Below are 24,897 nucleotides of genomic sequence, written 5' to 3' on the forward strand. Positions count from 1 at the left end.
TGTTGTGGCCAGCGGTATCGCTCCCGCCCAGGCTGCGGTGCAGCCGCAGGTGGCTGCACCCAGGTCTTTCCGCCGTCGGGCCGCGACTTGGGCTGGCCGGACACCGACGTAGTCGGTCGCCCGCGGTGCCAACAGGCCGGCAGCCGCTCGAACTTCTGGCCGTCGACGAGCGTCTGCGACGTGACCCGCAGCGTCCGCGCCTCCTACGTCGAAACAATCGTGGGCGAGGACGGTCGGCTCCGTCCTCGCCCATCTGCTGACGGCGTCGGCGGAAGAGCAGCAGCGGGGCCGCGAGGAGGAGTGTCCCGGCGCTGATGTGGCAATGCAGCCGTACGTGCCGGTGCCGGTGCGTGCGTCAACGCCACCCGGGCCTCGATCCGTCCAAGCTCGTCCAGGCGCCGGGGTCTTCTTGTGTGTTTGTCGCCGTGCATGGGTGCCTTTCGTCGTAGGGATCGGTCGTGAAGTGGGCACGGAGAGAGGTTGCGGGGCCAGCCCTGCAACTCCGCATGCGTGGCCTGCTTTTCTCCGAGATCCTGGCGGCGAGTTCGGCGCACCGGATCTCGCTCTCCTCTCTCGATGTACGCGACTTGTACGCGGCGAATACGTGAACTGTGCGTTTGGGGTAGCGTGTGGGGCGTGGAATCTGAGGAGCGTTTCGAGGCGATCGACGCGCTGGTCGCCTCCCGCGCATCGCTGCCTGTGCCGTCGGAGCGGCAGCGTTTGAGGAAGGCGCACGGGCTCACCGTCGCCGAGGTCGCGGAGGCGCTGGGGGTGCGTCGGGCGACCGTCAGTGACTGGGAAGCAGGCAAGCGAGAACCCCGACCTCCGGAACGCAATGCTTATGCCCGGCTGTTGAGGCAACTCGCCGAGCTCTATCCCGCCCCGCCGGCGCCGTCCGAGGCCGGGACGGCATCGGCGCACGCGATGTTCACCCCGGCCGCACCTGCGTCGGTGCCCACGTCGGCTGTTGTGGAGTCGACGCCCGCGTCCTCGACGCGAACCCCGCGGCGGCCGGCCGCGAAGAAGGCGGCGCGGAAAAAGCCGGCTTCGGGCCCGGCTTCGGCGGAGGGTTCGCGGTATGCGGATGGTCCGCTCGCAGTCCTGGACGGGGAAGGGCACGCGCACGGAGTCGGGGGGCAGTTGCTGTCCTGCCCGGCCGGCTCGGTCGTCGAGCTGGTGGAGTGGACGCTGCAGCAGACCCGGATCGGTGCTTCGCGGTTGCACGAGCACGGGTGGGACGCGGACCCGCTGCTGGTGTTGACTCCGGCCGCGGCGGCCCGCCTCGGTCTGCCGGGGCAGGCTCCCGACGTGCCGTCCACGGACGGCGGGCCGCGGCTGCGACGCCTCCCGGATGATCACCCGGTCCTGTCCCAACTCGTCACGGCGGGTTGGCAGTTGACGCGTCGGGGGTTCGGCCCGTGGGCGAGGATCTACCGCCCCGCCGTGCGGGAGCGCAGGCAGTGCGTGCAGCTCTGCCTGCCCGGCTGGGGCGCGTTGGAGGAGCGCGCCTGGGGCCCCCTCGCCGCCGCGGCCGCACAAGACCAGGTGCCCGCACCCGAACTCGCCCGCATCCTGGGCGCGTACGCGTCTCGGGTCCTCACCCCGCGCGGCTCGACCGCTGTGGCCGGCCTGGAGTTGATGACCGCGCTGCGCCCGCCCACGCGCCCGGTGCGCGGCGAGGACGGCGACTGGGTCAAGGAGATCCGGCCGGACTCCCTCGGGGAGGAGCCCCTCGAACCGGCGCCGCCCGAGGCCCCCTTCGGACACCCGTTGGTCGGCGCCCGCGACGAAGCCCCCGACGTCGCGGTGAACGAGGAGGCGTACGACTGGGCGCGCGACCCGGAGACGCTGAGCGATGCCGAGTGCGCCATGCCGTGGGCGGTCGGTCTCGACGTCAACTGCGCGTTCCTCGCCGCCGCCAACCGGCTCACCGTCGGTCTCGGCGCCCCCGAACACGTCCAACGCCCGCAGTTCGACAAGCGCCTGCCCGGCTCCTGGCTCGTCGACCTCTCCCACATCCACGTCGATGAGCGCCTCCCCTCACCGTTCACCCCCGACGGCACCCGTCCGACCGGACCGGCCTGGTACGCGACGCCCACAGTCGCCTACGCCGCCGAACTCGGCGCCGACATCGCTCCGTTGGAAGCGTGGGTACGCCCGCACAAGGGCGCCTACCTCGACCCCTGGTACCAACGGCTCCGCGACGCCTACATGACCACGATGCAACAGCTCGGCGTCACCGACGACATGACCCCGCAGCAGTACCTCGAGGCAATGGCACACCACAAGGACGGCGACCCCGGCGAAGTCGCAGTCCTCGGCGCGATCAAGGCCACCGTCAAAGGCGGCCTGGGCAAGCTGCGGGAACGCGCGGCCGGCCGCGGATGGCGCCCCGGACAGCCCTGGTCCGCACTGCAACGCCCCACCTGGCGTCCCGACATCCGCGCCGCCGTCATCGCCCAAGCCCGCACGGCCATGCACCGCAAGATGCGGAACATGGCCCACCACGGCCTCTACCCCCTCGCGGTGCTCTCCGACTGCGTCGTCTACCCCGCGGCCGGCCCCTCCCCGCTCGATCTTCTGCCGACCGGTCCCGACGGGCAGCCGCTCACCAAGGGCGTCTTCGCCCTCGGCCCCTCCCCAGGCCGAATCAAACACGAAGGCAGCCGGCCACTGCTGTGGGCGGCCGAACTCCTCGACCAGGGCGGCAACCCCGCCAACCACATCAAAGGCTCCGACGCGGTCGCGGAGGGCGAGTAGACGATGGGCGTCTTCGACGACGCGCTGGAGCGCGCCACCCAACAAGCCGTCACCACCCCGCTGCCGACCACCGCCCCGGCCCGCATGCGACACCTCGTCGCCCACCTCGGCACCGCCGCCGCAGCCGCCCGCGCACTGGGCACCTCCGCGACGACGGTGCGCCGCTACATGCGCGGCGCCTCCCGCACCCCTCGCCCCGAACTCGCCGCCGCGCTGGAGCGCGAGCTGCGCCGGCACTGGAAACCGGGCCTGCGCCGTGCCGCGCTGAAGCGGGCCGAGCGGGAGGGCTTCACCGTCGAAGCCCGCGCCCGCTTCGGCTACAGCGCCCCGGGCGGCACCACCAACGAACCCCGGCTGCGCCTGATCACCCAGTACATCCCCCCGGCCAGCGCGCGCGACATCGTCGCAGCCCACCGCCGCGGAGACCCCGAACAGGAACAGCAGCAGCGGTTGGTGGACGCCTTGGCCTTCCACTACTTCCGCGACGGCGGCCGGCGCGCCCACGGCCTCCAGGTCGGCTTCGGCAGCGTCGACCACGGCGCCGAGTTCGGCGACATCGACTACATCGACGTCGACCTATAAAGGGGAATCCGGACCGAACTCCGGCTTCGCCGATTGTGTCTGAGCACTTCAGTTGGCCACTGAGTGCTTCACCTGGCCACGCTTTGCTCTGAGTTCTGCGCCGGTCGCGGCGCAGCAGCTTTCTTGCTGTCGGTGGTTCTCCGGTGGGGTGTCGGAAGTCTGTCGGCGGTGTCCGTGATCCGTCTGCGGTCTGTCGGGTGGAGGTTGCGACCTTGGGCGGGTTGGTGCTCCTCATGAGCGCGCTGCTCCAGATAGCTAGGACCTGTCATGGTGTCGTCCGCAGCCCAGAGTCGAACGTGGGACGTTCACCGGCTGCCGTCTGCTCAGGGCAGGACCTTCCTGGTCACTGGGGCTAACGCCGGGATCGGCTACTTCGCCGCGGAGCAGCTCGCCGCCACCCGCGCCGTCGTGCCACTCGGCAGCCGGGACGCCACGAAAGCCGACGCCGCCATGGCCTCGATCCGCTTTCGCGTCGTCGGCGCGCATGTGCAGCACCTCCAACTGGACCTCGCGAGGCCACCACCCGCAGCACGCCCGCCGAGGACAGCCGGTGATAGCGCCGGGCGACCGTGCTGTCGGAGACGCCGAGCACCTCGGCGATTCTGCTGAATTGGACGCGCCCGTCGATCTGGAGGGCGTGCGCGAGGTCGCGGTCGATCTTGTCGAGCGTGATGGAATTCACCCGACAAAGCTATGGGTGTGCGGCGATCCGTCAAATGAGCGGCGGTTGGCGCCATCGGCGGTCGGACTCAAATGGTCATGCGAGACACATGCCTCCGGCACGCACCCGTGCCCCCTCACCCCCAGGTGGCAGACCCCGACGATCCGGCACCCCTGCACACTCATCACACACCTGGGGTCCCTGTGGCGGGTGCCAGTACGGCGACACCATGGAGATCTGCATCATCACGTCGGACGACGTCATCGCACCGTTCCTGCGCATCGACGGGCAGTCGGGCTCGGAGATCACCGGCCCGGCGTTCTCGCCCGACGGCTCCCGGCTGTACTTCTCCAGCCGGCGGGGGACCAGGGGGAGTTCAGCCGGTGGGATCACGTACGAGGTGACGGGGTCGTTCCGCTTCTGACCGCCGTCCCGGAGCGCGGCGTGACGTCGGCCGTAACCGGCGTCGCGCTCCATCCGCACGCGAGGGCACGCAGTGCGCCGGGAGCAAAGATGCAGAGGGCCGCCACCAAGGGGTGGTCGTCAACTTCCACGGGCGGTGAGAGTACGGGGGTCACCGAGGTGCTCACCGTGTCCTCCCGCCCCGCTCGGCCCGCCGCCACACGAGCACACGGCGCTGTGGGCGCGCGTCCACCTCCCGAGTGGCACGCACGGTGAGCACGTCACCGTTTAGTTCGGCGTCCCGGCTCTGCTCCGTGCCGATCCAGTCTGCGCGTGAGGAGATCCGGATACGGTGCACCACCTTCCCGCCCACCGCACGCCAGTCGCCCGCGTACCCCATGTAGGAGGGGCCCGGCCCCGGTGTCGTGGGCATCATGCTCACCGAGACATGGCCGCCGGCGGTGTACACGAGCATCCCGTCCGGGGCGGTACCGAGCGGGCCCTCCCCGACTGGCCGTCCCGCCTCGTCCACGTCGTGGAACGCCTGGAGGCGCCACACACCGACCAGATCATGTGTCATGTCCGCTGCTCCTCACCGGTCTTGTCGTGCCGCAGGCAGTCCGCCACGAAGCGGAGCACGCCTTCGTGGTACGCGCGCGCCGTCCAGCCGAGGCTGATGTTGTGCCCGGCATCGGGCTGACGGTCAATCAGGACGCGGGGCGCCGCGTGCAGCCGGGACCGTATCCGGTTGACCGCCCGCCGGTCGGTGCGCCACCAGCGCTCGTGCTCGGCGAAGGTGAACCGCACGGGCACCCGGATCAGCCCGGCCAGCCGTGCGAATGCCTCCGGCCAGCGCGCGGCGTCCGCCAGCTCGCGTGGCGGTATCGGGGCGACGACCGCGCAGCTCGCCCGGAACGTACCCGGCGGATACAGCCGCAGCGGGCCCCAGCTGCCCTGCCGGTGTCCGGCCGAGCCGGCCGGCACGGTGAGCGGGACCAGGTACTCGTCACCGCATCCAGAGACCGCGAGACCGAGCACCCCGGGCACCGTCCCGTCCGCCGCGATCCGCAGCGCCGGCTTGCTGCCGAAAGAGTGCGCGAGCAGGAAAAGCCCGGCGCCCGTCTCGTACCGGGCCGTCAGGTCGCTCAGTGCCGACGTCAGGGTGACCGCCTGTTCCGCAACCGTCTGTCCCGCGGGCAGCCGACCGGCGGAGAGACCGTAGCCGGGCCGGTCGAGGGCCACCGTCGCAAATCCCAGATCCGCGGCGAGGGCCAGCAACGACGTCTCCGGACGGGCCGGTCCGTGGAAGTATCCCGCAGTCATACCCGCTCCGTGCAGAGCGACGACGGTCGCCCTGCACGGAGTGTGCCGCGGACGGGCGAGAAGTCCGGAAAGCGGGACCCCGTCCGCGTCCAGCGTGATCTCCCGGACCGTCGGTGACGGTGGCGCGGGGACGCTCGGCCGTGCCGTCGTCACGACCGAGCGTCCCCGGCGCGCCGCTCCGCGTACTCCCTGGCCAGGGTGAGTGTCGCGAGGCTGTTGGTGCTGAGCGCGGTGCGGGCGTGCTCGATCGCGTCCCGCACCGTCGCGTCCGCGCCCAGGACCCGCGCCACGGCGTCGGGGTCGACGCTGATCGTGTGCTGCGAAGTGGCCGTGACGCCGTCGCCGTCGGGTGCGACGGTCCAGCGGCCGGTGTGCAGACTCAGCAGGGCGGGGAGGGTGACCTGCTTGTACACGATCCGGTGCGGTGGCATTCCCACCCGGTACGACTTTGTGGTGTGGGATATGCCGTCCTTGGCCACCGTGTCCATCTCCAGCGTCTGCAGGCCCGGCACGGGTTCCTCCAGTCGCACCGCTCTGACGTGCGGCAGACGCTCGGTCCACCGGTCCGCCCGGTCGATGAAGTCGTACACGTCCGTGGCGGAGCCCTTTATGCGGACCGTGTCCTCGAAGGAGCAGGTGAGTTCATCGTTGGCGGCGCCCGACTCGGCGATGGTTCGCAGAGACTCCAGTTCGGCGCGGGAGTTGTTGTCGACCACGTCGTCGAGCCAGCTGAGGCTTTCTGTGTCGACCGCCCGGTAGTCGTGCGTGAGACGCACCAGTGACTCCCCCGATGGGAGGGCGGCGATGTGCCAGGTGCCGCCCATCGCCGCCACCGGGGGCGCTGTGACCTCCTGTCGAAAACGGATGCGCAGGTTCTCGTGGTCCAGGGTGCGGTGCGAAATCCAGTTCTTGACGGTGTCGTCGGCGGTGGCCCAGATGCGGATGCGCTCCTCGCGCTCACTCCGTTCCACATGGTCGACGTGAATGTTCGGCGGGAAGAGCCGGGGCCAGTCCTCCGCGTGGGCCAGCAGGTGGTAGACGGTATCGGCCGGAGCGCCGATCTTGATCTCGTGCCCGGACTCGTGCAGTTCGGACGCCATGGGGAACTCCTCGGGGCTCGGTGCGGGACGGGTGGCGCGGTCAGAAGTTGCCGAGGCCCCCGCAGACGTTCAGGGCCTGGGAGGTGATGGACGCCGCGGCGTCGGTAACCAAATAGCCGACCAGCCCGGCCACCTCCTCGGGGGTCGAGTAGCGGCCCAGCGGTATCTTCGCCTGGAACTTCTGCAGGATCGCGTCCTCCGAAGTCGCGTACACACGCGCATAATTCCGCCGCACCCTGTGTGCCATGGGCGTCTCGACGTAGCCGGGGCAGACGGCGTTGACCGTGATGCCCGTGGGGGCCAGTTCGTTGCCCAGTGCCTTGGTGAGTCCGACGACGCCGTGCTTGGAGGCGGAGTAGGGAGCGCCGAGGACAACGCCCTGCTTGCCGGCGGTGGAGGCGATGTTGATGATGCGACCCCAGTTCTGGTGCCGCAGGCCGCCGGTGGTCAGCACCTCCCGCGTCAGCCGGAAAACGCTGTTGAGGTTGGTGTCGACGATGTCTTCCCACAGCTCGTCGGCTATGTCGGCCGTGATGCCACCGCCGCTGATGCCGGCGTTGTTGACGAGTACGTCGACCGTGCCGTATCTCTCGGCGGCCGCCTGGACGCAGCCGCGTATCGAGGCCGGCGACTGGACGTCGAGGACCGTTCCGTCCACGTCGAGTTGCTCATCCTGGAGTTCCTTGATGGTGGCGAGGACCTTGTCCTCGGTGCGCGACCCGATGAACACCCGGTGTCCCTGCTCGGCCAGCAGCCGGGTGACGGCCAGGCCGATCCCGCTGGTGGCGCCGGTGACCAGGGCGGTTCGCCGCTCTTGCTGTGTCATCTCTCCTCCGTTCTTCTCGGTGAGGTGTCAGGCCGCTTGGACGGGGAGTTGCGCGCGGACGACGTCGACGAAGGCGCGCGGGGTCGTGGCGTCTCCCAGGACGGACTCCAGGTCGATGCCGTACTCGCGCTCGACCCGGCCGACCGTCTCCAGCAGGGCGAGCGAGTCGTAACCGATGTCGGCGAACTGCGTGTCGTGGATGTCCGCGTCGAGGTCGGCGCCCTCGGGGACGCCGGAGCCTTCGAGGAGGATCCGTTTGAGGTCGTCGAAGGTGAAGGTGGTGTGTGACATGAAGGAATTCCTCCTTGTGGGGGCGCGTGTGCAGGAGCGTGAGGGGCTCAGGAACGTGGGGTTTCAGGAGCGTGGAGGGTCAAGAGCGCACGACCATGGCGGAGTTGAAGCCGTCGTGGCCACGGGCGAGGATCAGCGCGGTCCGCAGACGGGCGGCGCGCGGCTGGGAGACGACGAGGTCGAGACCGTGCCGGTCGGCGGGTTCGACGTGGACCGTCGGGGGGATCAGCCCGTCCTCCAGAGCGAGGAACGCCGTGGACAAGTCCAAGGCCGCGGCCCCTGCGTAGAGCCGGCCGGTCATGGTCTTCGGCGCGGTGACCGGGACGCCGTGCGGCCCGAACACCGTGACGAGGGTGTAGGCCTCGACGCCGTCGAGGTCGGCCTCGGCGGCGGCGTCCGCGAAGACCACGTCCACATCCCCCGGGGGCGTCTTCGCGTCGGCGAGGGCCAGTTCCACGGCCCGGCGTAGGCCGGTCTCCCGCCCGTCGAAGGTGGCGGCGTACCCGGCGATCTCGCCGTACACCCTGGCTCCGCGGGCGCGGGCGGCGTCGGCGGCTTCCAGGGTGAGCAGAGCGCCGCCCTCGCCCGGCACATGGCCGTCGGCCCGGTCGTCGAACGGGAGGTAGGCGTGGGTGGGTTCGTCGGCGGTGCTGAGACGGCCGCCGGCGTGCAGTCCGACCCAGCCCCAGGAGCACAGTAGGGCGTCGACCCCGCCGGCGAGCATCAGCGAGGTGCCTTTGCGGATCTGCCGCCTGGCCTGCGCTACCGCGTCCAGGCCGCCGGCCTGGTCGGTGACGACGACGCCACTGGGGCCCCTCATCCCGTTGCGGATGGAGATCTGGCCGGTGTTGACGGCGTAGAACCAGGCGAAGGACTGGTAGGCACTGACGTACTGACCGCCCCGGCTCCACAGGTTCTTCAGCTCCCGCTGGCTGAACTCGAACCCGCCTGCCGAGCTCGCGGTGATCACGCCCAAGTCGAATGCGGGCAGTTCGGCCGGCCGTACCCTCGCGTCCGCGAGGGCCCAGTCCGCGGCGACCAGGGAGAGCCGGGTGACCCGGTCAGTCTGCGGCATCAGACGGCTCGGGAGATGCTCTTCCGCCGTGAAACCGTTGATCTCTCCGGCGAGCCTCGCCGGGTACGAGGCGGCGTCGAAGTGGGTGAGCGGGCCGATGCCGCTCTTGCCTGCGAGGGTCGCGTTCCAGTAGTCCCGCACGCCGAGTCCGTTGGGTGCGGTGACGCCGAGCCCCGTCACCACCGCGGATGCGTTCATGCCGCGTTCCTTTCCGGTGCGGCCAGCACCATGGCGCTCTGGAACCCGCCGAAGCCGCTGCCGACCGTGAGGACGGCGTCGACGAGCTGGTCTCGCGCCGTCAACGGCACATAGTCCAGGTCGCACTCCGGATCGGGCGTGTGCAAGTTCGCCGTCGGCGGGACCACGTTGTCCCGGATCGCCAGGACGGACGCGGCGATCTCGATGGACCCGATCGCGCCCAGCGAGTGCCCCACCATGGACTTGATGGAGCTCACCGGCGTGCGATACGCGTGCTCGCCGAGGCTCCTCTTGAAGGCGGCGGTCTCGTGCCGGTCGTTCTGCTTGGTGCCCGAGCCGTGCGCGTTGATGTAGTCGATCTCGGTGGGGTCCATCCGGGCCCCGTCGAGGGCGACGGTGATCGCCTCCGCCATCTCCACCCCGTCGGGGCGCAGACCCGTCATGTGGTACGCGTTGCTCCGGGTCGCATATCCCGCGATCTCCGCGTGGATACGGGCCCCACGGCGGCGCGCGCTCGTCAGCTCCTCCAGCACGAACACCGCGGCGCCCTCGCCGAGGACGAACCCGTTGCGGGTGCCGTCGAAGGGACGGGAGGCGTGGGCCGGCTCGTCGTGACGCGGGGTGGTCGCCTTGATCGCGTCGAAGCAGGCCATGGTGATCGGCGAGATCGGCGCGTCGGTGGCACCGGCGACCATGATGTCCGCGCTGTCCTCACGGATCAGCTCAACGGCGTAGCCGACCGCGTCTAGCCCGGAGGTGCACCCCGCCGATACCACACCGCTCGGCCCCTGGGCCGCCACGGCCCGGGCGACCTCGGCAGCGAAGGAACTGGGCACGAAGTGGTTGTAGAAGTGCGGGTCGGCGTAGGTGTGGTCGACCAGGTCGAGCCGGCCGCCGTCGCTGACGACTCGGTAGTCCTCATCCAGGCTCGTGGTGGCGCCCACCGCGCTGCCGATGGTGACGCCGATCCGGTACGGATCGAGGGCGGCGGTGTCCAGAGTGCTGTCGGCGACGGCGTCGCGCGCCGCGACCACGGCGAACTGTGCGGCCCGGTCCATCCGCCGTACCTCGTGTGGGGTCAGTCCGTGCTGCTCCGGTAAGAAGTCGATCTCCGCAGCGACCCGGGAGCGGAACGGCGTGGGGTCGAAGAAGGTGAGGATCCGGGTGGCCGTACGGCCTTCGGTCAGCAGGTCCCAGAAGGCACCGGTTCCCACCCCGCCTGGGGCGAGGACCTGCATTCCGGTTATGACCACGCGCCGTTCGCTCATCAGGGGACCATCCCTTCTACAGCCCTCTTCGGTAGGGTTGTGACTCCTCGGTTCCTGTGGGTGCATGGCGATCACCACCCGTGCTGACAACAGCCGGCACAGCAGCGCGTGGGCCGCGAAGATCTACACCGACGCGCGGGACCGCAACCCTCACGCCACCCGCATCCCGGCCCATGCCTGGCTCCGCGTGATCTGGGCCTGCTGGCGCAATGGAGCCTGCTACGACCCCGACATTCATCAGCCCAACGGAAAGATCAATACCGCCCCCGACGCCCTCTTGGCGGCCTGGAAGTTGACTCAGGAAACTCATGCTGGGGCCTCCCAGCGGTAGACACGGGTGGCGACCTGGTCGGCGGTGGAGCGCCAGCTCGTCGGGTCGTACACCTTGACCAGGGGTTCGAGCTCCCGGCAGATCTTGATGAACCGCGGGTCCGCCTCCTTCCACGCTTGGTCGATCAGCGCGTACCCGTCCGACGTCGTGAAGTCCTGCAGGTGGAAGTAGACGCCGTCGAGGCTGAACAACTGGCGGCGGCGCGTACCCATGTGGTGCGGGAAGTCGGTGGCATCGAGTTCGGCGAACAGCGCCGAGACCTTGGGGATCACCGCGGGGTCCATCCGGTTCACGATGACCGTGCTGTGCAGCGGTTGCCCCGGGGCGGTGGGCTCGCCGTCCCACCGGTAGAAGAGGGTCGCCTCGGCCTCGAGGGAGTCTCTCGGGGCTGGCACGGTCACGTCGTCGGCATCGGTGACATCACTGGCCTGTATCAGCAGGTCGTGATAACTGAAAAGCTGGCGCCGAAGCAAACCTGCCGCTTTGGCTTCACCGGTGGCATCGAATTCAGCGAAGGAATCACGTGTCTGTGTGATGGTGTCGGGTTCTGTTCGGCACATCCAAATGGCAGTCTGCACGTTTCCCCTTTCCATTTGCGGCGATCGGAAATGCGCAGTGGTCAGAAATATTTCGGGAACTATGCGCGGGAAAAGGTTTCAGTCCTCTTCGACCGACAAGGCTCCCGACGGGCAGATGAACACCGCTTGCCGCACCTTTGGCATCAATTCGCCCTCGGCCCGGTCGGTGCGCAGCTCGACCACTCCCCGGGCGTCCTGCGCGAAAACGCCGGGTTCCGTGAGCACGCACTGGCCGGCTCCGGTGCACACGTCTTGATCGCTGGAGATGCGCATGCCGTCTCCCCTCACCAGACGACCGGGAGTTCGTACAGGCCGAACGCCAACGCGTCGTACTTGAACGGGAGGTCGGCCTCGTCGACGGCCGGCCGGAGCGTGGGGATGCGCTCGAAGAGGGTGTCGAAGACGATCTGCAGTTCCAAGCGCGAGAGGTTCTGGCCGAGGCACTGGTGCGGGCCGTAGCCGAAGGCCACGTGGTGGCGGGCGCCACGCTCCAGGTTGAGACGATCCGGGTCAGGGAACGCCGCGGGATCGCGGTTGGCGGCGAACACCGAGGCCAACACGCCGTCCCCGGTGCGGATCGTCACACCGCCAATCTCGACGTCCGCGAGGGCGACCCGTCCGGCGGCGACGTCGAGGATTGAGTAGAAGCGCAGTAACTCCTCCACCGCGACTGGTGTCTTCGCGGGGTCCTTCCTGATTGTCTCGAGCCATTCGGGACGTGTCAGGAAGGTGTGGACGCCGAGAGCGATCATGCTCGCGCTGGACTCGTATCCGGCGATCAGCAGAAGCTGGGCGAGACTGTTGAGCCCCTCGCGGTCAACCTCGCCGTTCTCCTCCCGCTGGAACGCTATCTGACGACTGATGATGTCGTCGCCGGGGTTCGCCTCCTTCTCGGCGATCAGGTCGTCGAAGTACTTCCGCAGTCCGATCGAGATCTGCACGCGCTCCTCGCCCGAGGTTTTGCGCCATAGCATGCGGTGTACCAGGTCGATGAAGTAGGCGTGGTCGGCGTGGTCGGCTCCGACCAGTTCGGCGAGCAGCAATGTCGGTACCGGAAGGGCCAGTTCGGCCACCAGGTCGACAGGCTGCGGCAGGTCTAGGATCCGGTCGATGCAGTCGTCGACCAGCTTTTGGACCATCGGGGTGAGTTCGGCGACCCTGCGCACCGAGAAGTCGCTGATCACCCGGCGCCGGGCGGCGGAGTGCTCCGCGCCGTCCATGCTGATCATGAACTTGGGCTGTTTGCTCAGCCCTTCGCGCTGGCCGAGCGCCAGGTTCGGGAAGCCGTCGGCAAGCCGGTCGGCGCTGAACCGAGGGTCGGAGAGCACCGCCCGCACATCCTCGTATCGGCTTAGGAACCAGACGGGCTGACCATCGCTCATCACCACCTTGCTGACCGGTTCCTCCGCGCGCAGCCGAGTGTAGATCTCCGGTATTTCATAGGGGCACCGACGGCCCACCGGGTAACGCGGCAGTCCGGCGACTTCCTCGGGATCCAGATTGAGCACGACGCTCCTTCGGGTGCTGTGGATTCCTTCCGTGGATACCCGAGGGACTGTAGCCATGGATTCCCTGGAGCAGTGTCAGGAGAATGTCAATTGGACTTCTCCTGACACTGTCTTTCATACAATTGTGGTTGGCGGTTAGGTCGGGAATTCCGTCCCCCACCCGTGTTCCACCAGCTCGAACAGCCTGCGCATGGCCGCGGCGGGGTCGGTACTCGCGCGGACGAGGTGAGGAGCCTCCAGTGCGATTCGGGCCAGCGCGGTGACCGCCAGGTCGTCGGAGTGCCGGCCCGTCTCTTCGGCGATGACGGCCGCCAGGGCGTGCTCATGACGCAGCCACATGCGCTGTGCGTACTCCCTGAGCTCCGGGGTCGCCTCGACCAGCGCGTAATGGGGGTCGTCGGTTCGCAGGCCGGTACGGGTGCGGACGAGGTGGTCCCGCAGCGCGTGCAGCGCCGACTGGTCCGGCGCACGGTCGCGGACGGCACGGACGAGGGCGTCCTCCACGTCCTGGTCCTCGTCGAAGACAAGCGCCTCCTTGTTGGGGAAGTGTTTGAACAGCGTGCTCAGCGAGACGTCGGCCGCCTCCGCCACCTCCCGAACCCCGACTCTGTCGAAACCACGCTCGGTGAACAGCCTCAGCGCGGCGTCCGCCAGGGCCTGGCGGGTGGCGGCCTTCTTGCGCTCACGACGGCCCATGGGCTCGGTCGCGGCGTCCCTGGAATCGGTCACAGGGGCACTGTACTGCGCATTCGAAGACCTGATCTCCAATCAGTGCGGCCCTGTTATCAGAGCGGTTGTACTTACCGATCCGATGTGCTTTCGTAGAGAGGTGGGCAGCGGTCTCCGGCCGCAGTCAATCGACGGAATCCCGCGTTGCACAACAGCCCGGCGTGAGCCGGGTCGGGCGCAGGAGAGGACGTCATGGCAAGTCCCACACAGCCGTTTGCTGGGCCGCAGACCCCGTTGGTGGTGAGCGACCGGCGGTTGAACTTCACGATTGCCGCTCTCGGCATCGGCGCCATCGCGAGCATCCTTGACTCGACGATCGTGAACGTCGGCGTCGACCGGCTCTCCACAGTCTTCGACGCGAGCCTCACCGCCACCCAGTGGGTGATCACCGGCTTCCTGCTGGCAATGACCGCGATCGTGCCGCTGTCGGGATGGCTGATCGACCGCATCGGCGGGCGTGCCACCTGGATGTCCGCGCTCGGGGTGTTCCTCGGCGGCTCGCTCCTGTGCGGCATCGCGTGGGACCTCACGGCCTTGATCAGTTTCCGGGTGCTGCAGGGTCTGGGCGCCGGCCTGATCATTCCGACGCTGATGACCCTGCTCACGCAGGCCGCCGGCCAGCAACGGCTGATGACCGCTATGGGCAGCTTCTCGCTCCTGGTCCAGGTCGGCCCGATTCTCGGGCCCGTGGTCGGCGGCGTCCTGCTCGAGGGCGCAAACTGGCGGTGGCTTTTCCTGGTGAACATTCCCTTCTGCGTCGCCGGGCTGGTGTTGGCCGGCATGGTCCTGCCGCTCAGACAGCCTTCCGCGCACAAGCGCCCGCTGGACGGCATCGGGCTCGCGCTGCTCACCCCCGCCCTGGTCGGCGTGGTCTACGCACTCAGCAACATCTCCAACGCGGACGATCTAGGCACCGCACAGGTCTTGCTGCCGCTCGTCTGCGGGCTCGCGCTGCTCGCGGGGTTCATCGCCTGGTCACTGCGGGACGGCGCCTCGGCCCTGATCGATGTACGGCTCTTCGCCGAGCGCGGTTTCGCCGTCAGCAGCGGGCTGTCCGTGCTGGCCGGCTTCACCCTGTTCGGTGGCATGCTGCTGTTCCCGCTCTACTTCCAACAGGTGCGCGGCGCGTCCGTCGTGGACACCGGGCTGTTCTTGGTCCCGCAGGGCGCGGGCGCGGCCGTACTGATCATCTTCGGCAAGAAGCTGCTGCAGCGGATCACCGCCCGCACCAGGATCGTTTGCGGGTTCGGGCTCATGGCGCTGGGCACCGTGCCGTTTGCCTTGTCGGCAATGCGGGACATGACGTGGCTGCTGATCGTCGCTTTGACTGTGCGCGGGCTGGGCGTCGGCGCCAGCACCTCGGCGATCAACGCCTCGGCCGTGGCCGGGCTGCCCAAGGACGAGATCGCGCGCGGCACCACCGCCTTCAACATCGTCCAGCGCATCGGTGCCCCGTTCGGCACGACCACTGTGGCGATGATCCTCGCGCAGACCTCGGCCCAAGCGGCGCACGACTCCGCAGGCATGGCGGGAGCCTTCGCCACGACCTTCTGGTGGACCCTCGGATTCACCGCCCTGCCCGTCGCCCTGGCACTCCTCCTGCCGCGGGTTCCCGCCATGGAACCGGAGCGCGCCGCGTAGCGGCGAACGCGGACCGGCCGCCGGGGTCCACCCCCGAACCCCGGCGGCCTGCTTTTCTTCCAGCACCCGAAGCCGCTCGAAAGGAGCAACGCGCTCGTGGCCAGCTCTTACGACAATTTCCTCGCCGTCGGCTCAGATATGATCCATCATGAATCCCACACCGCGAATCGAGACGATCCAGTCGCGGTCTCCGAGCTTCGAGCGGATGCTGCTGATATGCGTGTCCACCGTCCTGCGGGACCAGGAACCGCCCCAGATCTGCTTGAGGATCTCATCACGCGAAACAACGGTTCCCCGGTTCAGCGCGAGGAGCAGAAGAAGATCGAACTCTTTCCGGGTCAACTTGATGGCACGGTTCTTGAAAACCACATCGCGCTTGCGTACGTCGATACGCAGAGGGCCGCGTTCCAGTACCATCGGCGTTCGTTCGGAGGCGCCCACCCGCCGCATGACCGCTTCCATCCGGGCCATGAGCTCACGAAATCCATACGGACGGGCCACATAGTCGTCAGCGCCGGCCCGCAGGGCCAGAACCGCGTCCAGTTCGGACACCTGAGAACCGATGGCGATGATCGGTATGTCCCGAGCGGCACGCAGGTCGCGGCAGACCTCAAGACCATCCAGATCCGCTAATTCCAGCCCGAGCAAAATGAGATCGATGGCCAGGTCACAGTCAATGGCCGCACGTCCACTGGTAACCGACCGCACCTTCTGCCCACAGCGGATTAAATCTCCCGCGAGGGCCTCCCTGTCCTCAGCCTGACTTTCCACAACAAGGACCGTCCAGGTTTCCGCGGTGTTCACTTCGCGCACCGACTTTGCCGGTATCAGTGGCAAGCCGTGTCCCATGATCCTCCCCCGCATGCGATCAATTCAACACTTTACTGAACTTCCTCATTCTGACACCTGTGGCCGATCACCACAAGGGACACGTCTTCATCTGCAGGTAGGGCAAAATACTTTTAAAGCGGGTCTTACATGGTGAGTCGGTCGTTAGTTGGGCACAGGGAATAGTCGGTGGGAATGGATCGTTCCGGACGGCTTGTGGGAGTTGGCGCGGCCGTTGCTGCCGGCGGCTCGGGTGCGGCCACAGGGTGGCGAAGTGGCTCATATCGATGATGAGGCGGTGTTCGCGGCCATCACCTATGTGTTGATGTCCGGGTGTGCCTGACGGGCGCTGCCACCGTGCTTCGGCGCTTCGAAGTCGACGGCGCACCGCAGGTTTTTGATTCGGTCGCGGGCAGGAGTGTGGGCCCGCCTACACCAGGCCGTGCTCGAGGAACTCGCCGAGGAGGACTTGCTGGACTTGTCTCGTGTGGTTCTCCATTCGGCCCATGTACGGGTGGGAAAAAGGACGCACGTAGAGGTCCGAGCCCCGTGGACGGGGGCAAGCCGGGTACCAAGATGCAGTGCTGTCCGATACGGCAGGATTGCCTCGTGTGGTCGCTGTGTCAGCTGGTAACACCCATGACAGCGAGGGCCTGAAGCCTTTGCTGGCCGGGCTCCATTCGAGACACGAGCCCGTACGCGGCTGGCACTATTCCATCGGGTAGCTTTTCGCGGACAAGGCTTACGGTCGGCTCGGCCTGCGTTGATGGCTTCGCGGAAAGCGGCTCGCGGTGCGGATCGCCTGCAGAGGCATCGAACCCAAGAATTGCCTGGGCAGGCACCGTTGGGTCATCGAACGCACCATGTTCTGGCTCTCCGGCTACCGCAGACTCAGCTTCCACTACGAGCGCCACCTCGCAACTACCTGGCCTTTCTCGGGCTGGTAGCAGCACTATGCTGCTACCAGCAGACTCCAAAGACTCACCATAGAACGCGCTTTAAACCCGCCATGTACCTACACAGAGACGCCATATGCAAAATGCCCGGATTAATCCCCGATGGAAGCACCAAGAAGGCAAAGATTAGGTAAATAGGGCCATCGAAATTCGAACTCGAAAAGCCTGCAGAGAAAAAGAAAGAAATCCCGGCGTCCGATTGTCGAGTATCCCAAGCAGATGGCAGGCGTCGACCACGTGGTTGGTAACGCCGCCGGCCGCCAGCCACTCCAGCACATCGAAGCGATCATGGATGTAGCTTTCACCGAGTACACCACCCACACCTTCCCCTCAGCCCACCCGGCGAGCACCGCCTGATCAAAGAGACCGTGACGTCTCGGTCGGCCAACAAGAGCCTGGACGACAAGCGCGCCACCGCGGCCGCGCACGCGGCTGCGCTGACCTGGACCAGCGGCACCGACGCCCTCAAAGGAGCCACCATCCTGCTGGTCGACGATGTCTTCACCAGCTGCTTCCAGTTCCAGCACGTCGCCCTCCGGCTTCGGGCGACCGGCGCCGCCGACGTCCGCGGCCTGGTCCTCGCCCGCGTCCCCTGGAGCGGATGACCCCGCGGAGGCGCTGTGGCGGGTGTCGGTGGTTCACCGACGACCTCGAGGCGCGCGTCGCCTTCGCCGCCGATCCTCAGGATGTTCTCCCGGCGACGCTTATGCACCGCCGGACTGTGCTGGTGGCACGTCGGCGACGTCAATGTCGTCGCGAAGGCGCAGGACGCGTACTGGATGCCGCCAGCGGCCGTCGTCGACGGCGGTCGCCGGCGCATTCGACGACCAGCTCGGGCTCGACGGGGGTGTAGGCGAGGGGCTGGCGCATGCCCCAGCCGGCCGAGCACCGTACCCCTTCCCACGGGTGCCTGCGGCCCGCCGGCCGGACTCGGCGGGCCACCTCGGCGCGCGCCGGACCCGCGAGCGGGGTGCTGCGCGCGACCAGCCGCAATACCCTCGCCTGGTCCCAGCGCCCGAGCAGTACACCGTTCGGCGTGCGTACCGACCCGGTGACGCGGGCGAGTAGGGCCTCGGTCGTATGCCGGGCGCGCAGCTTGAGCCAGCCGCGTACTCCCGGCTCGTACTCTTGTTGTGTGCCTTTGACCATGTAGCCCTCGACGCCGGCGGGGCCCCAGGCGGGAGCGAGCCATGCCTAGGCTGAAGCCGGGTCCCGCGTCGCCGGGCAGAGTGCCCACCGGCCGTCGACGAGCGTGCCGTCCTCGACCAACTCCTCCAGCCGCGCCCGCCGTTGCCCGTATGGGGCGCTCAGTAGCCGGCGCCCGCCGACCTCGGGCACCCCGCGTCGAAGACGCACCGCTTCCCTCACGCCACGACCTGTACCGACCACCCGTTACCACATCGAATTCCCTTGCTCCGGCCGGAGTTACCGCCGCCTCATGGACCGGGTGAGCACACTGCCGGAAGCACCGCGGCCGGGCCAGGGCCCTCGTGATGAACCTCAAGCCCGGCCGCCACTTCGACCTCTCCTCCGACCTGAGCTTATGGGCGATCGCCCGCTGCCTGCCCGGCACTCTGCGCCGGGCCATCACCCTGGGATGGCGCACCGATCGCCCGTGCCCTTGATGTTGTGCCGGGCAAAGGTTGCCCGTACCCGGCCCGCCGTTTCGCGGTCGCGGGTTTGGCCCCCGACTGTACTGAGCGTGGCAGCTTGTGGCGCCCGCCGAGTCTCAGCGGGTGCCACAAGCTTGCCCTCTGCGTGTTGGGCGGGAAGCGGCCTGTTACTGGGACGCTGCTTGTTGCCTGTACGTCTCGACGGGGACTTGGCCGGACTTCGCTTCGGCCGGTGCTTGCTTGCCGGTTTCGGCCGGTGCCTGCTTGCCGGGCAGGGCCGGTGCCTCATCGCCGGTTTCGGCCGGTGCCTGCTTGCCGGGTGAGGCCGGTGTCTGTCCGGTGGAGAACGAGTCGGCCCCTGCGGTCGCCGCCACGCCGGTCACGGCCAAGGCCGCTCCCGCCACTGCTATGGCCACCCCTCGAACCCTGCGTGCTGCCACGTCATTCCTCCTTCGTCTAGGAAAACCTCGTGCACTAAGCAGTACGCGGACCGGCCGCCACGGGTTGCACGAACCGCAGCATGTTTTCTCGGCCACTCGTGCAACCCCGCGCTCCGCTGTTTCGTAGGGAAGGGTTGAAGGACCGCTACGGAAGGTGGGCAGGTGAGGCAGGCCGTCCAGGAGGAGGAGTTCCGAAAGTTCGTCGAGGCGCGGCAGCGGCAACTCAGACGGAGCGCGTATCTCCTGTGCGGGGACTGGCACCAGGCGCAGGATCTGACGCAAATGACCTTGATGAAACTGTACGTGGCATGGGGCCGGGTGAGGCGCGACGGCAACGTGGACGCGTACGCGCGCACGATCCTCACTCGACTTTTCATAGACCAGTGGCGGCGCAGGAAAGTACGGGAAGATCCGCTCGACGCGGTATCCGAGCCCGCCGGAGGGCCGGACCACTCGCCTGAGTTGCGACTCGTCATGCAGGCGGCGCTGATGGCGCTGCCACCGCGTTATCGGGCCGTACTGGTGTTGCGGTACTGGGAGGACTGGAGCGTGGAGCAGACAGCCGAAGCGTTGCGGGTGACGCCCGGCACCGTGAAGAGCCAGAGCGCTCGGGGCCTCGCCCGGCTACGCCGGCTCCTCGACGAGCAGCGAGCCGCCGAGGTGAGCGGACCATGACGCGGCGCAACGACGATGAGTTGGCCCTCGCCTTCGAGGCTGTGCTTAGCGCTGAGCCGGAGCCGCCCATGGAGGATCTGACGGACAAAGCCGTCGCCGGGGGCCGCCGCGCACTCAGGCTCAGAAGAACGGCACTCGCGACGGCCTTCGCCGCGACGTGTGTCGCGGCGACCGCGGTGGGCGTGCTTCTGACCGGAACTGATTCGACACCGCGGCCCGACCGACCGGAAGTCCCTGCGAAAAGCCCCTCACCCACCCACAGCACCACCCCTCCCGTACAACTGCCGCGCCCCCCGCAGCCCACCGACTGACGAAGACCGACTACCGTCCACAGTCGGCGCTCGGCCCGAGCGCCAACGGCCGTGGGACTGGTGGGCTCGCATGTTGAGGTGTCGCGAAGTCCCGTGGACCGAAGGCCAGTTGTCACCGCGTGTGGTCGCCGGGGGCGTATCGGGTCCAGGTGCCGCCGGCTTCGGCGACCAGACGGGTGGTGGTCTTGTGATAGCCGGCCGTCCAGGGTGCAAGGTCAAGGCCCGGCCTCACTCGTGGGTTCCTCCACGGCGAGCTCCATGCGTCTTTTACACGCGACTTCCGCGCTGGGCATAGGCGGCGAGGCCCACGACGGTCAGCAGGGCGGCCACTGTGGTGGAGGTGACGGTGCGCGGGTCTTGGACCAACCAGGTAAGTATCTGTCCACCGACGGAGACTCGGGGACCGACTGCGAGCATGAGCAGGGCCCAGCCGACCGAGGGAACCCAGGCCGTCCGCGCCCCGAAGCATGCAGCGCTCAGGGCGGTCAACGCGGTGAGTGCCAGGACGGCTTGTGCGAGGTTGGCGAAGGGCGTCGAGTGAGTCCACTGGGCGGCGATCAGCTGGCTCGCAGTGAGCAGGCCGAGGAGTATTCCCCCGAGCAGCGTCACGTGGAGGGTGCGGACCAGCCGCCAGGGGAGGGCGGTGGGGCGTTCCAGTTCCCCGTCAGGGCCGGCGAGCGTGTGGGCGATGGCGGCGACCCCCAGTACGACGGCGATCAGACAGACCCTGTGGGTCGTCGCCGGATCCTCCGCCAGGTATCCGGCCCGGGTGAGGCCTGCCGCGGCCAGGAAGGTCAGCACGGTCGTCGGAATCGACCGCGAGCGTGCGTACAGCAGGACGCCGCGCGAGCCCCGGCTCATCGGTCCGCCCCTCGGCCCATGACGACGGTCAGTGGGTCCTGGCACGTCAGTCCGGCCTTTCGGCTGCTTCCTATCCGAGAAGCGCGCTCTTCGGCGGGGAGTGCGCGCAGCGTGTCGTACGCCTTGCGGGCGACGGGGCTCAGATGGTCGGTGGGAGTGCGAAGGAGCAAAGTGGTCACCGCGTCCGAGGCGTCGCTCGCGCGGGCAAACTCTGCGTCCCCGGGAAAGCAGCCTTCGTCGAACATCGCCGCCCGGGCCACAGCCTCCAGGAGGATGCGCGGTTTCCACCTGATGCTGCCTGACTGGGTCAGCTGCGACAGCTCGACGCGTGCTGCAGAGAGGTGCGTGCCGTGGGCCGCCGGTTCGGTGTCGTCCAGTTTCCAGCTCGTCGGCTTTTCCTCGACTTTCCTCGGCCCGCCCGGCACTTCGGCGAAGGCGGCGAGCACCTTCCGGGCGGGAGTGACCAGCGCGGGCAAGGCGTGGCTGTGCACCTTGGTGACACAGACCCGGTTGTTGTTCGGCGCGCAGACCAGGGCGGTGGCCTGCGGGTCGCGGACGACGGCGTCGGGCGGGGCCAAAAGGGTCGCGAGGACGATTCCGGTGACGGCCGGCGTCAGGGCCACCAGGCGGGCGCGCTTGGAGGCCGCGACGCTCAGCAGCACGCCGGTGACACCGAGGGCGGAATACCAGAGGCACTGGGCCACGGACAGGGAGGGCAGCACCCGGTGGAAGTCGTCCGCCTGCGGCAGCATCGGAAGCGCAACGTCCACCAGACGGTTGGCCGGCCGCTCTTCCGCGTTGACGCCCAGAACCAGGAAGAGTGCGACTGCCGCCGATGGCGCCGCGATCGGTGTGGCCACTGCGCGTCCGATGCCCAGGCCGAGCAGGGTGACGGCGACGGCGGCCAGTAGTCCCGTCGCGAGGGCCAGCGGCCACTGTCCGCCGCTGTAGGTCGCGTGCCGGGTGACCAGCGTCGCCGCCCAAAGGACCACCCCCGCTTCGGCGATTGCCACCGCGCCGACGATCGCCACGAAGGCAGGCAGCAGTCGCACCGAGCGCGGACGTGGTGTGGCGGCGAAGAGTTCGGAGACCTTGTTGCGGCGTTCACGCCCGCCGTGCCAGACGGCGGCCGCCAGTACCACCGGCAAGGAGATCCAGGCGGTCGCGCGCGCGGATTCGACCAGCGACGCCCAACTCGCCGCCCATTCCTGGATATCCATCCATAGAAAGACACGCGTCAGGGCGGCCAGCACCAAGAGGAGCGGCAGCGCGATCGAGCGCTTCGCCTCCAGACGCATGATTCGGAACATCACAGTCTCCAACAGATAGGCGGGTACATAGAGAGGAAGAGCGGCCGGGGCGTTGCCCGTCGCTACCGTCCGGTTTCGGGCCGTCCTGCGGAATGCCGGCGCAGCAGGGCGGAGTAGCCGCGCTCGATGTCGCTGTCGCCCTGGTCGGTGTCGGCTCCCGCGGCGCGTAGGTGGTCGAGCGGGCCCGCGAAGACCGACCGGCCCTCGTCCATGACTATGACGCTGGCGCAAGCGCCACCGACGTCCTCGACGAGGTGGGTGGAGACCAGGACGCAGGAGCGCTCGCCGATGTCGCGCAGCAGCGTGCGGAACTCCATGCGTTGGGCAGGATCGAGGCCGACGGTCGGCTCGTCGAGCAACAGGATGTCCGGGTCGTTGACGATCGCCTGGGCTATGCCGGCACGGCGCAGCATGCCGCCGGAGAGCGATCCCATCCGGTCTTCGGCCCGGTCGGTGAGGGCGACCCGGTCGATGGCGTGCTGTACCGCGTCGACCATCCGATGGCGGGGCACTTCCTTGAGCCATGCCATGTACTCGACGAACTCGCGCAGCGTGAAGCGCGGGTGGTGGCCGAAAGCCTGGGGCAGATAACCCAGCCGGCGGCGCAGCTCGCGCAGTTCGCCGCGACTGCGACGTGCGCTACCCAGAAGCTGCAAGTCGCCGCTGTGCGGAGTCAGGACGGTGGCGAGCGTACGGATCAGCGTCGTCTTGCCCGCTCCATTCGGCCCGAGTACGCCGTGCACGCCGGTGCCCAGACTCAGGTCCATTCCGTCGACGGCCGTGCGTCGGCCCCGCCGCACGGTCAGCGCTTGAGCCTGGATGTGGTGGGCGTAGCGGGTGGGGGCCGTCTCGCTCGGACTGACGCTTCTGGGCATGGTCGTGCCTCCTGGCAGTGCGGGTGAAGGAATGTGAGGGGAGAAGAACGATCCGCTTCTCACCGGCGTCGCGGGCCGCTCTTCCGGGGATGCAGGTAGGCGTTGCGGCGCAAGACGACAGCGACTCCAAGGAACGCGGCCGCGGTCGCCCACCTCGGGGCGGTGGACTCCAGCAGGTAGGGCGGCACTTCGCGGCCGTTGGCGACGGTGGGAAGAACCACGAACAGTGTCCAGGCGGCGCCCAGAGCGGTAGCCGCACGCTCGACGTCCACCACGCTGCCCAGCGCGAGGGCTGCGCAGGTCAAAGTCAGGGCGGGCAGCAAGACCAGCGCGGGCGCCGTGCCGGTGATCCACCCGGCGGCTGCCAGGGCCGGAACCACGAGGGTCAACACGGCGCATGTCCGCCGCAGAACCAGCCCGAGTCCCGCCCTCGGAGCAGCGGCGATCAACTCATGGGCCGGATCGAAGCGCGGACCCCAACTCACGGCGACCCCCAAGAGCGGCATCGCCGGGGCCAGCAGCATGAGAAGCGGGGAGTTACGCGCCGCGGCAGTAGACAAGACCGAGGCGGAGAGAACGATGAGGGCGACCGCTACGACCCACGGCCCGAGCGCGGGGGCCGCCCACCGGGCCAGCACCCTTCGCACCCGGCGCCACCGGCGGCGACGTACCGGCGGCAGAGTCTGAGCCAGACGCACGTGCACACGGTCCATCACCGCGGTATCGGACGGGCAGTGAGTGAGGGACACTTCCCTCACTTCTGCCTGGCAGACAGCGCACTGCTGGACATGGCCCTCCAGCGTCCACAGTGCTCCGACGCTCACGTCCTCGGGCATCCCGGAGGCTAGGACGTAGCTCATCAACAGTGCGCGTGGCACGTGCGCAGTCATGACAAAGCCTTTCGCATCTCGAGACGAGCGCGACGAGCACGCGTCTTGACGGTTCCCTCCGGCAGCTGCAGCAACATGGAGGTCTCGCGGACCGTCAGCCCGTCGAGCACCATGGCGGTCAGGACCTGGTGCAGCTCGGGGGCCAGCCGGTCCAGCGCCGTCCCGAGGTCGCCTCCTATCGCCGCCTCCAGCACTTCGCTCTCTGCCGAAGGCGCCGAGACCGGTACGGCGCACGCCGGGGGAGGGGTGCTGTGGCGACCGCGCGTCCGGAAGGCGTCCACCAGTCGACGGGCGGCGACCGTCCACAACCAGCCGCCCGCTTCCTCGCTGCGCATGTCGGCGAAAGACCCGGCCGCCCGCCACACCGCAAGGTATGTCTCCTGCAGGACTTCGACGACGATCTCGTCGTCCGCACAGCGCCGCCGCAACCGCGCCGTCAACCACGGAGCGCTGCGCCGATACAACTCGTCGAAGGCCGCGGTGTCTCCATGGGAGACCCGCCGGACCAACTGGGCTTCGGACAGCGAAGCCGGTGAACGTTTCACGTCCTAGTCTGACGGTCCGGCGCAGCTACAGGTTTTCCCCGAGGGTGTAGTCCACATCACATCGTGTGGATCGCGCCCGTGCCGAAACCTGTGGGCACGAAGTCCCGCGGGAGGAAGGCCGGATCGTCAGCACGCCCGGACAGAGTCGCGGCGGTTGCGAGCTTGTCACGAGGCGGGAAAGCCGGAACCGCACACTACCTGCCAGTCAGGGACCGGCTTGCGGTCGGGATAGCGAAAACGACGTTTTCGTCTCGGCAACAGCGGCTCGATCCGCTCCCGCAAGTCATCCGGCACGATCCACGATGCAGTCCCCACGACCC

26 protein-coding genes and 4 pseudogenes are annotated in these 24,897 nt (G+C 68.4%); 10 read left to right on the top strand and 20 right to left on the bottom strand.

All coding sequences use genetic code 11. The features are described from left to right. Window positions 1-636 precede the first annotated feature (636 nt). The 3 genes and pseudogenes from tap to F603_RS35690 all read left to right on the top strand — a co-directional run. Window positions 637-2,760, top strand: coding sequence for a telomere-associated protein Tap (gene tap, locus F603_RS31535; protein ID WP_026328125.1), 2,124 nt, complete (start codon window positions 637-639; stop codon window positions 2,758-2,760). 3 nt (window positions 2,761-2,763) lie between these two features. After that, complete coding sequence (tpg, locus tag F603_RS0104140; protein WP_019544754.1) at window positions 2,764-3,342, top strand: telomere-protecting terminal protein Tpg; 579 nt, start codon at window positions 2,764-2,766, stop codon at window positions 3,340-3,342. A 270-nt stretch (window positions 3,343-3,612) separates the two neighbouring features. After that, window positions 3,613-3,855, top strand: a pseudogene (locus tag F603_RS35690) (SDR family NAD(P)-dependent oxidoreductase); the annotation flags it as partial. Window positions 3,856-3,877: 22 nt separating this feature from the next. Here the strand turns inward: F603_RS35690 and F603_RS35695 are convergent. Beyond that, window positions 3,878-4,024, bottom strand: a pseudogene (locus tag F603_RS35695) (AsnC family protein); the annotation flags it as partial. A gap of 199 nt (window positions 4,025-4,223) precedes the next feature. Here F603_RS35695 and F603_RS0104145 point away from each other — a divergent pair. Continuing rightward, window positions 4,224-4,427, top strand: a pseudogene (locus F603_RS0104145) (translocation protein TolB); the annotation flags it as partial. A 162-nt stretch (window positions 4,428-4,589) separates the two neighbouring features. Here the strand turns inward: F603_RS0104145 and F603_RS31540 are convergent. From F603_RS31540 to F603_RS0104180, 7 genes are all read right to left on the bottom strand, one after another. Continuing rightward, window positions 4,590-4,985 carry a lipocalin-like domain-containing protein gene (locus F603_RS31540; RefSeq protein WP_019544756.1) on the bottom strand — a complete coding sequence of 132 codons (396 nt, stop codon included), beginning with the start codon at window positions 4,983-4,985 and terminating at the stop codon, window positions 4,590-4,592. Next, window positions 4,982-5,728, bottom strand: coding sequence for an alpha/beta hydrolase (locus tag F603_RS0104155; protein WP_019544757.1), 747 nt, complete (start codon window positions 5,726-5,728; stop codon window positions 4,982-4,984). The genes F603_RS31540 and F603_RS0104155 overlap by 4 nt, the downstream gene beginning before the upstream one ends. A gap of 149 nt (window positions 5,729-5,877) precedes the next feature. Beyond that, window positions 5,878-6,828 carry an aromatase/cyclase gene (locus F603_RS0104160; RefSeq protein ID WP_019544758.1) on the bottom strand — a complete coding sequence of 317 codons (951 nt, stop codon included), beginning with the start codon at window positions 6,826-6,828 and terminating at the stop codon, window positions 5,878-5,880. 40 nt (window positions 6,829-6,868) lie between these two features. Beyond that, on the bottom strand, window positions 6,869-7,654 hold the full coding sequence (gene fabG, locus F603_RS0104165) for a 3-oxoacyl-ACP reductase FabG (protein WP_019544759.1): 786 nt from the start codon (window positions 7,652-7,654) through the stop codon (window positions 6,869-6,871). 27 nt (window positions 7,655-7,681) lie between these two features. Continuing rightward, window positions 7,682-7,945: an acyl carrier protein gene (locus F603_RS0104170; RefSeq protein ID WP_019544760.1), complete on the bottom strand. Its 264-nt coding sequence runs from the start codon at window positions 7,943-7,945 to the stop codon at window positions 7,682-7,684. A 79-nt stretch (window positions 7,946-8,024) separates the two neighbouring features. Then, the gene (locus F603_RS0104175; protein WP_019544761.1) at window positions 8,025-9,218 is read right to left on the bottom strand and encodes a ketosynthase chain-length factor; all 1,194 of its coding nucleotides are present in this window, start codon (window positions 9,216-9,218) and stop codon (window positions 8,025-8,027) included. Further along, window positions 9,215-10,486, bottom strand: coding sequence for a beta-ketoacyl-[acyl-carrier-protein] synthase family protein (locus F603_RS0104180; protein WP_019544762.1), 1,272 nt, complete (start codon window positions 10,484-10,486; stop codon window positions 9,215-9,217). Before F603_RS0104180 ends, F603_RS0104175 begins: the two co-directional genes overlap by 4 nt. Window positions 10,487-10,550: 64 nt before the next feature. Here F603_RS0104180 and F603_RS35495 point away from each other — a divergent pair, with 64 nt between their 5' ends. Next, window positions 10,551-10,817 (top strand): hypothetical protein, encoded by a 267-nt coding sequence (locus F603_RS35495; RefSeq protein ID WP_211231003.1) that lies wholly within the window; start codon window positions 10,551-10,553, stop codon window positions 10,815-10,817. Here the strand turns inward: F603_RS35495 and F603_RS36360 are convergent. From F603_RS36360 to F603_RS0104200, 4 genes are all read right to left on the bottom strand, one after another. Further along, window positions 10,793-11,395 carry a TcmI family type II polyketide cyclase gene (locus F603_RS36360; protein WP_158678600.1) on the bottom strand — a complete coding sequence of 201 codons (603 nt, stop codon included), beginning with the start codon at window positions 11,393-11,395 and terminating at the stop codon, window positions 10,793-10,795. The genes F603_RS35495 and F603_RS36360 overlap by 25 nt on opposite strands. A gap of 78 nt (window positions 11,396-11,473) precedes the next feature. Next, window positions 11,474-11,668, bottom strand: a complete 195-nt coding sequence (locus tag F603_RS0104190) for a ferredoxin (protein WP_019544764.1) — start codon at window positions 11,666-11,668, stop codon at window positions 11,474-11,476. Between the two features lie 11 nt (window positions 11,669-11,679). Beyond that, window positions 11,680-12,903 carry a cytochrome P450 gene (locus F603_RS0104195; protein ID WP_019544765.1) on the bottom strand — a complete coding sequence of 408 codons (1,224 nt, stop codon included), beginning with the start codon at window positions 12,901-12,903 and terminating at the stop codon, window positions 11,680-11,682. Window positions 12,904-13,038: 135 nt separating this feature from the next. Continuing rightward, entirely contained in the window at window positions 13,039-13,599 is a 561-nt protein-coding gene (locus F603_RS0104200) for a TetR/AcrR family transcriptional regulator (RefSeq protein WP_019544766.1), read from the bottom strand. 270 nt (window positions 13,600-13,869) lie between these two features. On the opposite strand from F603_RS0104200, the gene F603_RS0104205 reads away from it, so the two are divergent. After that, the gene (locus F603_RS0104205) at window positions 13,870-15,273 is read left to right on the top strand and encodes a DHA2 family efflux MFS transporter permease subunit (RefSeq protein ID WP_158678601.1); all 1,404 of its coding nucleotides are present in this window, start codon (window positions 13,870-13,872) and stop codon (window positions 15,271-15,273) included. Between the two features lie 132 nt (window positions 15,274-15,405). Here F603_RS0104205 and F603_RS0104210 read toward each other — a convergent pair whose 3' ends face one another. Next, window positions 15,406-16,122 (bottom strand): response regulator transcription factor, encoded by a 717-nt coding sequence (locus F603_RS0104210; protein WP_106431239.1) that lies wholly within the window; start codon window positions 16,120-16,122, stop codon window positions 15,406-15,408. 148 nt (window positions 16,123-16,270) lie between these two features. On the opposite strand from F603_RS0104210, the pseudogene F603_RS34600 reads away from it, so the two are divergent. Next, window positions 16,271-17,090 (top strand): annotated as a pseudogene (locus tag F603_RS34600) (IS5 family transposase); the annotation flags it as partial. Between the two features lie 93 nt (window positions 17,091-17,183). On the opposite strand, the gene F603_RS34975 reads toward F603_RS34600, so the two are convergent. Further along, entirely contained in the window at window positions 17,184-17,378 is a 195-nt protein-coding gene (locus F603_RS34975; protein WP_158678602.1) for a hypothetical protein, read from the bottom strand. 47 nt (window positions 17,379-17,425) lie between these two features. Here F603_RS34975 and F603_RS0104225 point away from each other — a divergent pair, with 47 nt between their 5' ends. Next, on the top strand, window positions 17,426-17,662 hold the full coding sequence (locus F603_RS0104225; RefSeq protein WP_019544770.1) for a phosphoribosyltransferase: 237 nt from the start codon (window positions 17,426-17,428) through the stop codon (window positions 17,660-17,662). 888 nt (window positions 17,663-18,550) lie between these two features. Beyond that, on the top strand, window positions 18,551-18,682 hold the full coding sequence (locus F603_RS36200; RefSeq protein WP_281168863.1) for a hypothetical protein: 132 nt from the start codon (window positions 18,551-18,553) through the stop codon (window positions 18,680-18,682). Window positions 18,683-18,837: 155 nt separating this feature from the next. Here F603_RS36200 and F603_RS0104230 read toward each other — a convergent pair whose 3' ends face one another. Next, on the bottom strand, window positions 18,838-19,059 hold the full coding sequence (locus F603_RS0104230; RefSeq protein WP_019544771.1) for a hypothetical protein: 222 nt from the start codon (window positions 19,057-19,059) through the stop codon (window positions 18,838-18,840). A 213-nt stretch (window positions 19,060-19,272) separates the two neighbouring features. Between F603_RS0104230 and F603_RS0104235 the strand changes: the two genes are divergently transcribed. Then, the gene (locus F603_RS0104235; RefSeq protein WP_019544772.1) at window positions 19,273-19,785 is read left to right on the top strand and encodes a SigE family RNA polymerase sigma factor; all 513 of its coding nucleotides are present in this window, start codon (window positions 19,273-19,275) and stop codon (window positions 19,783-19,785) included. A 578-nt stretch (window positions 19,786-20,363) separates the two neighbouring features. Here F603_RS0104235 and F603_RS0104240 read toward each other — a convergent pair. The 5 genes from F603_RS0104240 to F603_RS0104260 form a co-directional block, all read right to left on the bottom strand. Then, a complete protein-coding gene (locus F603_RS0104240; RefSeq protein ID WP_019544773.1) occupies window positions 20,364-20,957 on the bottom strand; it encodes a hypothetical protein in 594 nt (197 codons plus the stop codon). After that, window positions 20,954-22,267 (bottom strand): hypothetical protein, encoded by a 1,314-nt coding sequence (locus F603_RS0104245; RefSeq protein ID WP_019544774.1) that lies wholly within the window; start codon window positions 22,265-22,267, stop codon window positions 20,954-20,956. Before F603_RS0104245 ends, F603_RS0104240 begins: the two co-directional genes overlap by 4 nt. A 62-nt stretch (window positions 22,268-22,329) precedes the next feature. After that, entirely contained in the window at window positions 22,330-23,142 is an 813-nt protein-coding gene (locus F603_RS0104250; protein WP_019544775.1) for an ATP-binding cassette domain-containing protein, read from the bottom strand. A gap of 59 nt (window positions 23,143-23,201) precedes the next feature. Then, window positions 23,202-24,032: a hypothetical protein gene (locus F603_RS0104255; RefSeq protein ID WP_026328131.1), complete on the bottom strand. Its 831-nt coding sequence runs from the start codon at window positions 24,030-24,032 to the stop codon at window positions 23,202-23,204. After that, on the bottom strand, window positions 24,029-24,577 hold the full coding sequence (locus F603_RS0104260; RefSeq protein ID WP_037955148.1) for an RNA polymerase sigma factor: 549 nt from the start codon (window positions 24,575-24,577) through the stop codon (window positions 24,029-24,031). Before F603_RS0104260 ends, F603_RS0104255 begins: the two co-directional genes overlap by 4 nt. Between the last annotated feature and the right edge of the window lie 320 nt (window positions 24,578-24,897).

It is taken from the genome of Streptomyces sulphureus DSM 40104, assembly GCF_000381025.1.
In the GTDB taxonomy this organism is placed as follows: Bacteria; Actinomycetota; Actinomycetes; order Streptomycetales; family Streptomycetaceae; genus Streptomyces; species Streptomyces sulphureus.